The organism is Pseudomonas sp. GW460-LB5, from assembly GCF_059423245.1.
Window position 1 is genome coordinate 25,276 of the sequence record NZ_JBWKXT010000065.1, and the last position, 7,756, is coordinate 33,031.

The window sequence follows — 7,756 nt, forward strand, 5'->3', positions numbered from 1 at the left end:
TGCGTTGGGGAGTCGGATGGTAGCGCAGCGACTGCGCCCGGCCAAGTCATGCGGCCAGCTGATGGCACTATAGACAGGGGCCGCAATCGTTGTCATGCACTGTGTGCCAGGCGGGCAATCAGGGCCTCGGTGAGCCTGGCACTGATGGCATACGGTGCACAGGCAGGCGCTCAGCGGATGAAAAGCTTGTAGACCAGGCGCTGCAAAGTTTTGCCGTAAGGCGGGTAGATCAGCCGTGCGGCGTTGAAGCGGTGCTTGGCGAGTATCGCCTTGGCCTTGCTGAAGGTCAGGAAACCGTCATGGCCATGGTAGTGGCCCATGCCGGAAGGGCCGATGCCGCCGAAAGGCAGATCGTCCTGGGCTACATGCAGCAAGGTGTCGTTCAGGCAAACCCCGCCAGAGTGGGTGTGGCGCAGCACATGTTCCTGGGCGGCCCGGTCATGACCGAAGTAGTAAAGCGCCAGAGGGCGCGGGCGTTGGTTGATGTAGGCCAGCGCCTGGTCGAGGCTGTCGTAGGGCACCAGTGGCAGCAGCGGGCCGAAGATTTCGTCCTGCATTACCTGCATGCTGTCGTTGACGTCCAGCAGCAGGTGGGGTGGCAAGCGCCGGCCCTGGCGGGTTTCAGCGGGGTACAGGTCCAGTACCTGCGCACCTTTGTCGCGGGCATCGTCCAGCAGGTGCTGCAAGCGCTGAAGCTGGCGGGGGTTGATGATGGCGGTGTAGTCGGGGTTGTCGGCGATGCGTGGGTACATTCGCCGCACGGCCCGCTGATAGGTGTCGCTGAAGGCTGATAGCCGTTCGCGTGGCACCAGCACATAGTCGGGGGCGACGCAGGTCTGGCCGGCGTTGAGGGTCTTGCCGAAGGCGATGCGCTCGGCGGCGCTGTCCAGCGGCGCATCGGCCGACACGATGGCCGGTGACTTGCCGCCCAGCTCCAGGGTGACCGGGGTCAGGTTCTGCGCGGCAGCCAGCATGACCTGTCGGCCTACGCTGGTGGCGCCGGTGAACAGCAGATGGTCGAAGGGCAAGCGGGCGAAGGCCTGGCCCACCTCTACCTCGCCCAGCACAACGCTGACCAGGTCGGCAGGAAACACTTGCTCCAGCAATTGTTTCAAGGCTTGGGCACTGGCGGGTGTGGCTTCACTGAGTTTGAGCATGACTCTGTTGCCGGCGGCCAGGGCGCAGGTCAGCGGGCCGATGGCGAGGAACAGCGGGTAGTTCCACGGCACGATGACACCGACCACCCCCAGCGGCTGATAACGTACTTGAGCGCTGGCCGGCTGGAAGGCCAGGCCGACCCGTCGCCGGCTGGCGCGCATCCAGCGATGCAGGTGCCTTTCGGCGTGACGCAGGCCCTGTATCGAGGGCAGCAGCTCGGCCAGCAGGGTTTCGTCGGCGCTACGCCCGCCAAAGTCCTCGCTGATGGCCTCGATCAATCCGGCCTGGCCGGCCAGCAGGGCTTCGCGCAGGCTTCTCAGCCATTGCAGGCGCTGGGCAGCCGGCGGCAGGGGGTTGCCGGCAAATGCCTGGCGCTGGGCAGCGAACATCGCTGCGAGGTCGAGGTCGGATTGCACTGAGGACAAGGCACTGGGCGCGTTCATGGCGGCTTCGGATCCGGGCAGTGAGTGCCTAGAGCCTATACTCTAATCTGCGCGATGGTGCGAATTTTTCCGTGGCGTCGAACGGTGCTTCCACCAGCAATACGCCGTAAGATGATCCTTTGATGAAGGCCCGCAGACTGGGAGCTGAGCATGGCCCCGCGCATGAAGACCCGAGAGCGCATCGTGCAGAACAGCCTGGAGTTGTTCAACGAGCAGGGCGAACGCAGCGTCAGTACCAACCACATTGCCGCGCACATGGAAATCTCGCCCGGCAATCTGTATTACCACTTCCCCAACAAGCAGGCGATCATTGCCCTGTTGTTCAGCCAGTATGAAGAACTGGTCGACAGCTTCCTGCGCCCGCCCCAAGGCCGCAAGGCCACCGTGGAGGACAAGCGCTTCTACCTCAAGGCCTTGTTGGCGGCGATGTGGAACTACCGCTTCCTGCACCGCGACCTGGAGCACCTGCTGGACAGTGACGCGGAACTTGCCGCCCGTTACCGGCGTTTTTCCGAGCGCTGCCTGCGCCAGGGCCAGGCGATCTACCGTGGCTTTGTCGACGCGGGGATCCTGGCCATGGTGCCGGCGCAGATCGAATCGCTGACCATCAATGCCTGGATCGTGCTGACGTCCTGGGTTCGTTTTCTCAGCACCACGCGTGAGCATTCCGCGCATCTGGGTGAAGAAGCCTTCAAGCGGGGCGTCTATCAGGTGCTGGTGCTGGAACTGGGCTTCGTCACCGACAACGCCCGCGCCGCCGTGGACGCCCTGTGCCAGGAATTCCATGTACCGTTCAACCAGGCTCTGGAGCGCTAGCCCAGGGCCCTAGTGCCATCGATCAGGAGATTGTCATGCCCCTTGCGCAATTGATCACCCCGCAGCAGTTGGCCGAGCGATTGGGCTCGCCCAAGTTGGTGGTCCTCGACTGTCGCTTTGCCCTCGAGGATGTGGACTATGGCCAACGCAGCTATGCCCAGGGGCATATTGCCGGGGCGCATTTTGCCGACCTGGACCGCGACCTCAGCGGGCCGGTGAGCAAGGGGCGCACCGGGCGTCATCCACTGCCAGATGCGCAGCGGCTGGTCGCGCGCCTGCGTGAGTGGGGCCTGGACAACGACAGCGAGGTGGTGCTGTACGACGATGGCCCGGGTGCCTTTGCCGCCCGGGCCTGGTGGCTGCTGGTCTGGCTGGGCAAGCGCAACGGTGTGGCGATCCTCGACGGTGGCCTGAAGGCCTGGCATGCGGCGCACCTGCCGTTGAGCCTGGACTCACCGCCCAAGCGCGAAGGCACCTTCAGTGGTGAGCCGGATGCCAAGCTGCTGATCGATGCCGACCACTTGGGCAAGCGTCTCGGGAGCACAGACCTGACCTTGATCGACGCGCGAGCCGTGCCGCGTTTTCGCGGTGAGGTGGAGCCGATCGACCCGGTGGCGGGGCATATTCCCGGGGCCCAGTGCGCGGCGTTTACCGACAACCTGGGGGCTGACGGGCGCTTCTTGCCTGTGGATCAACTCAAGCAGCGCTTTGCCGAAAAGCTGGCCGGGCGGGCACCGGAGCAGTTGGTGTCTTACTGCGGGTCTGGGGTGACGGCTTGCCATAACCTGTTTGCGATGGCGCTGGCGGGGTACCCGCTGGGCAAGCTGTACGCCGGGTCGTGGAGCGAGTGGATCAACAACCCGCAGCGTGCCGTAGCTACCGGCGAGTAAGCAGGCCCGGCGATCAGGCCGGTATTGCCAATGAAAACTGCGGTGCTTACTGGCCTTCGACCAGCCACTGCGGAATCCGCCGCTCCAGGTAATACCCTGGGTGACGCAGGCTGCCATCGACGAAGCCCACATGGCCACCGCGGCTGTGCAGTTCGAAGCGTGTTTGGGGTGCCAGTTCACGGGCCGTAGGCAGGCTATGGGCGGACACGAACGGGTCATCGCTGGAATGGATGATCAGCGTCGGCGTGCGGTTGTGGCTGAGAAAGAAGTGGCTCGATGAGCGACGATAATAATCGTGCACATCTCGAAACCCGTTGAGTGGGGCAGTGACTTTGCCGTCGAAGTCCCAGAATGTGCGCAGGTTGCTCAATTGCCCCAGCCGCTCCAGCGCCGCCAGCCGTTCATGCTGGCCCTGGTCGTGGAAGTGCCGCTGCTTGAGCTGAACGTACGCCAGCATCTCGCGCATGAAATGCGCCTGATACACCTTGGAGAACCCCTGGCCGATACGGTCGGCACAGTGGTCCAGGCGAAATGGCACCGACACTGCAACTGCCGCCTCCAGCTGGCTGGCAACGCCGCTTTCGCCCAGGTATTTCAACAGCACATTACCACCCAGTGAGTAACCCACGGCATACAGCGGGGCCAACGGGCGCTGGGCGCGCAGGTGACTGACAATTTCCGCCAGGTCTTCGCTGGCACCGGAGTGGTAGCTGCGTGGCAACAGGTTGGGCTCGCCTGAGCAACCACGCCAGTTCACCGCCACGCTGGCCCAGTTGCGACGTTGCAACGCCTGCTGCAAGCCTTTTACATAAGGTGATTGAGACGAACCGGTCAGCCCATGCAGCACGACTACCAGTGGCGCTTGTGGCTGATGCGGGCCGTGCCAGTCGAGGTCGATGAAGTCGCCGTCGGCCAGCCACAAGCGCTCGCGGTTGCGCTGCAGGTCTGGCAGTTTGCGCCACAGCGGCCCCCACAGCGTTTGCAGGTGGGGGTTGGACAGGCCGATGGCCGGACGGAAGGTGGCGCTTTGGCTGGGCATGCTGGGCAACTCGTGATGTGCCTGCCTAGAGTGCCATGAAAAAGCGCCACTGTACCTGCGCTATTGGTCGGTGGCTGGCAGCGGCTGTTGCTCGGCGCGTGGGCCGACACTGACACGTACTGCGTTGCTCAGATCCAGCCGACGCTGCATGACGGCGCGGACGTCTTCTGGTGTCAGCCTGGCGAGGCGCTCGATGCGGGTGGCGAGATAATCGGCGGGCTGGCGTTGATAGGTGATCTGCGTGAGCAAGGCTGCCAGGTGCTTGTTCTGTGCCACATCGCGCAGCAGTTGCCCTGCCAGCTGTTTACGCGCCACTTGCAGCTCGGCCTGGGTTGGCCCTTGGTCGATGAACTCGCGCAGCAAGGTCACCACCAGTTCTTGAGAGCCTTCGACATACGCGGGCGTGATGTCCCATTCGGCGCTGAACAGGCTACCCGCGCTCAATGCATTTACCCGGGTATGGATGCCATACGTCAACCCGCGGCGGTGCCGCAGTTCATTCATCAAGCGGGATGCGATTCCCGACCCTAGCACCTCGTTGGCCAGCACCATGGCCTGATATTCCGGATGATGGGCGGGTACGCCCATGGGTAACGCAATCAGGACGGCACTGCTCGCGCCAGGCTGTTCGACGTTGAGCGTGGTGCCGGCTGCCGGGGCAGCCGTCGGCAGCTCGATTGCGGACCAGCCTTGGGGTAGGGCCTGACTGATCCGTTGTGCAATGGCCTGGGCCTGTGCAACGGAAACGTCACCCACTATCACGATGTCCAGGTTGCTTGCGCAGTAGGCACGTTGGTGGAAGCGCTTCAGATCCTCAGGCGTAGTCTGGTCTATCCCTTGCTGGGTGCTCCCCAGCGGGTTGCCATATTGATGCCCACTGAACAAATGACGAAAGGCTTCGCTGCGCGCCCTAAGGCGGGGGTATTGCTCACGAGATGCATTGTGCCGGAGCAGTTGGCATTTTATCTTGGCTAACGCGTCGGCGGTGAAGGCAGGGCGTGCGACGAGGTCAGTGAAAAGCGCCAGCGCCGGGTCGAACAGCGCATGGGTGCTCAGGCTTCGCAGGCTCAGGGTCGCGTGCTCCAGGCGTATCTGCTTCTCCAAAACAGCCCCCAGGCGCTCCAGTTGCTCTGCTTGCTGGGTGGCGGTGTGCAGCTGGCTGCCTTCGTCGAGCATGTACAACACCAGGGATGCCAGGCCGGGGAGTGCGGTGTCCTGAGTCGTGCCGGCCTTGAATCGCAGCACGATATCGACAATTGGCAGCCCTCGGGCTTCGACGAATTTCACACCTGTGCCGTTATCTGTGGTCCACGCTTGCACCTGCGTATCAATGGGTTCCAAGCGGTCAAGATCAACCCCCTGGGCCGAAACCAAGCCACCATGAACTGGACTGATCGCAGCAGGACGCTGTGGGTTTGAGCTCAAGTCATTCATCAGCGCTTGCCTTCTGGTACGTAAAGGTAATGGTGGTCCGGGATTCGGTCAGGAAGTCATAGGCAGCCAGGCCTACCTGCTCGGCTGTCACGGCTTCGATGGCTTGCCGTTCATCCTCCAGTGCAACAGGGTCCAGGCCACAGGCGGCCTGCTTGCCGATGGCATCTGCCTGGTGACTGATATCGTCCCTGTCGAATAGTTGCCCGGCCAGAAGCCGTGCCTTGGCGCGCTGGAGGTCTTCTTTGCTGGGCGCTGACTGGCGGAACGCTTCGATCTCCATCAGCAGCCGTTCTGCCGCCGCCTCGGGTGCCACTTGCGGGCTGCAGAACGCGTAGATGATGAGCACGCTGTCCCCACGCTGCCAAGGCTCGTACTTCGCCCCCACACCTTGCAGTAGCGGTTCATCGTGCACCAGCAGGCGCTGGAGGATGCTGGCTTGGCCTTGGGCAAGAATCTGGGGTAGCAGGCGCAGTGCATATGCTTGTGACTCAGACTGGGCGGTGCATTGACTGGGTAGGTTGAAACTGATGATCACACCCGTGCGCAGGCCTTGCTGGCGCAGGGTTTGGACGCGCCGAGCCAGCGAGGAGGGCTCTGCAGGTATTTGCCCGGCCGGCAGGCGGTGCGCGGGGATCGCTGCAAAATGTCGCGTTACCAGCGTTTGCAGTTGCGCCAGGGTAATGGCGCCGGCCACTGCAAGCGTCGCGTTGTTGGGGTGATACCAGGTCTGGTACCAGGTGCGTGCCGCCGCAGGCGTCATGTGGCCGAGGTCGGTCTTGTGGCCGATCACAGGCGTACCATAGCCGCTGTTGCCATAGGCCAGCAGCAGATGATGCTCCAGAGCCAATGCCCACGGGTTGTTATCGACATCCTCGCGTCGTTCGGCCATGACAACCGCCAGTTCGCGGGCAAAGGGTGCATCGCTGAGGGTGGCACTGGCCATGATATCGGCCATGGCTTCCAGGGCGATCTCCAGGCGGCTGGCTGGCAACGTCAGCGGGAAGGCCGTGGCATCCGTGAGGGTGAATGCATTTGCCTCACCACCCAACTGGGTCATGAGGGCGGAGTATTGGCCGCCAGCCAGTTTGCTGCTGCCTTCGAACAACAAATGTTCAAGGGCATGCGAAAGGCCGGTATGGCCTTCGGGCTCGTAGCTGGAACCCACGTGATACCAAAGCTGCACGCTGACCAGAGGTGCGCGGTGGTCTTCACGCAGACAGACGCGCAGGCCATTGGCGAGGGTAAAAGCACTTACCCGGCTAGCCGGTGTGGGCGGGGAGGGGTGTTCGGTCATGGTTGAAGTGCTCCTTCAAGAAACAAAGGAGCAGCTTCAGCCACGCAGGCGGCGGGAATGCGGTAACTAAGTAAGCCAAACCCGGTTTACCGGGTCATCCTCGCTGCCAGAGCGCGTAATGCACCTGGCCGGTTTTCTTCTCGCGGTGCAGGCGCCAGTTGCCGGGCATCGGCAGTGTTGACGGCGCCGCTTCGCTTTCGGTGTAGATCAGCGCCTGTTCGCCCAGCCACTGGTTCTGCTCCAGCAGGTTGCAGGTGTTGGCCAGCAGGTCCTTGTGGAACGGCGGGTCGAGGAACACCACGTCGAACTGCTGCTTGGCCGGGCCTTGCAGGTAGCGCAGGGCATCGGTTTGCAGAATTTGCCCGCGCGGGCAACGAAGGATCTCGAGGTTGTTCTTCAGGTTGCCGATCGCCGCGGGGTTGCTGTCCAGTGCCACGGCATCCTTGGCGCCGCGAGACAGGGCTTCGAGCACCAGGGCACCGCTGCCGGTGAAGGCATCCAGTATGCGGGCACCCTCGATGTGCGGCGCCAGCCAGTTGAACAAGGTTTCGCGCACGCGGTCTGGCGTTGGCCGCAGGCCTTCACCTTCCGGTACCGCCAGGCGGCGGCTACGCCACTCGCCGGCGATGATGCGCAGGTGGCCCTGGCCCTTGCTTTGGCCCGATTGCGGGCGGGCGGGAGG

Annotated in this window: 7 protein-coding genes; 2 read left to right on the forward strand and 5 right to left on the reverse strand. The window is 63.3% G+C overall.

Going from position 1 to position 7,756, the window contains the following annotated elements:
- Positions 1-170: 170 nt before the first annotated feature.
- Entirely contained in the window at positions 171-1,601 is a 1,431-nt protein-coding gene (locus AC07XM_RS26890) for a coniferyl aldehyde dehydrogenase (RefSeq protein WP_102689986.1), read from the reverse strand.
- A 150-nt stretch (positions 1,602-1,751) separates the two neighbouring features.
- Between AC07XM_RS26890 and AC07XM_RS26895 the strand changes: the two genes are divergently transcribed.
- On the forward strand, positions 1,752-2,417 hold the full coding sequence (locus AC07XM_RS26895) for a TetR/AcrR family transcriptional regulator (RefSeq protein WP_016489660.1): 666 nt from the start codon (positions 1,752-1,754) through the stop codon (positions 2,415-2,417).
- A 35-nt stretch (positions 2,418-2,452) separates the two neighbouring features.
- The gene (locus tag AC07XM_RS26900) at positions 2,453-3,307 is read left to right on the forward strand and encodes a sulfurtransferase (protein WP_060516934.1); all 855 of its coding nucleotides are present in this window, start codon (positions 2,453-2,455) and stop codon (positions 3,305-3,307) included.
- A 46-nt stretch (positions 3,308-3,353) separates the two neighbouring features.
- Here AC07XM_RS26900 and AC07XM_RS26905 read toward each other — a convergent pair whose 3' ends face one another.
- The 4 genes from AC07XM_RS26905 to rsmD all read right to left on the reverse strand — a co-directional run.
- The gene (locus tag AC07XM_RS26905) at positions 3,354-4,346 is read right to left on the reverse strand and encodes a hydrolase (protein WP_016489658.1); all 993 of its coding nucleotides are present in this window, start codon (positions 4,344-4,346) and stop codon (positions 3,354-3,356) included.
- Positions 4,347-4,406: 60 nt separating this feature from the next.
- Positions 4,407-5,780 carry a M16 family metallopeptidase gene (locus AC07XM_RS26910; protein ID WP_102689985.1) on the reverse strand — a complete coding sequence of 458 codons (1,374 nt, stop codon included), beginning with the start codon at positions 5,778-5,780 and terminating at the stop codon, positions 4,407-4,409.
- Positions 5,773-7,074: a M16 family metallopeptidase gene (locus AC07XM_RS26915; RefSeq protein ID WP_102689984.1), complete on the reverse strand. Its 1,302-nt coding sequence runs from the start codon at positions 7,072-7,074 to the stop codon at positions 5,773-5,775. The genes AC07XM_RS26910 and AC07XM_RS26915 overlap by 8 nt, the downstream gene beginning before the upstream one ends.
- 94 nt (positions 7,075-7,168) lie before the next feature.
- Positions 7,169-7,756: 16S rRNA (guanine(966)-N(2))-methyltransferase RsmD (rsmD, locus tag AC07XM_RS26920; protein WP_102690353.1), on the reverse strand; the 588-nt coding region annotated here is incomplete at its 5' end.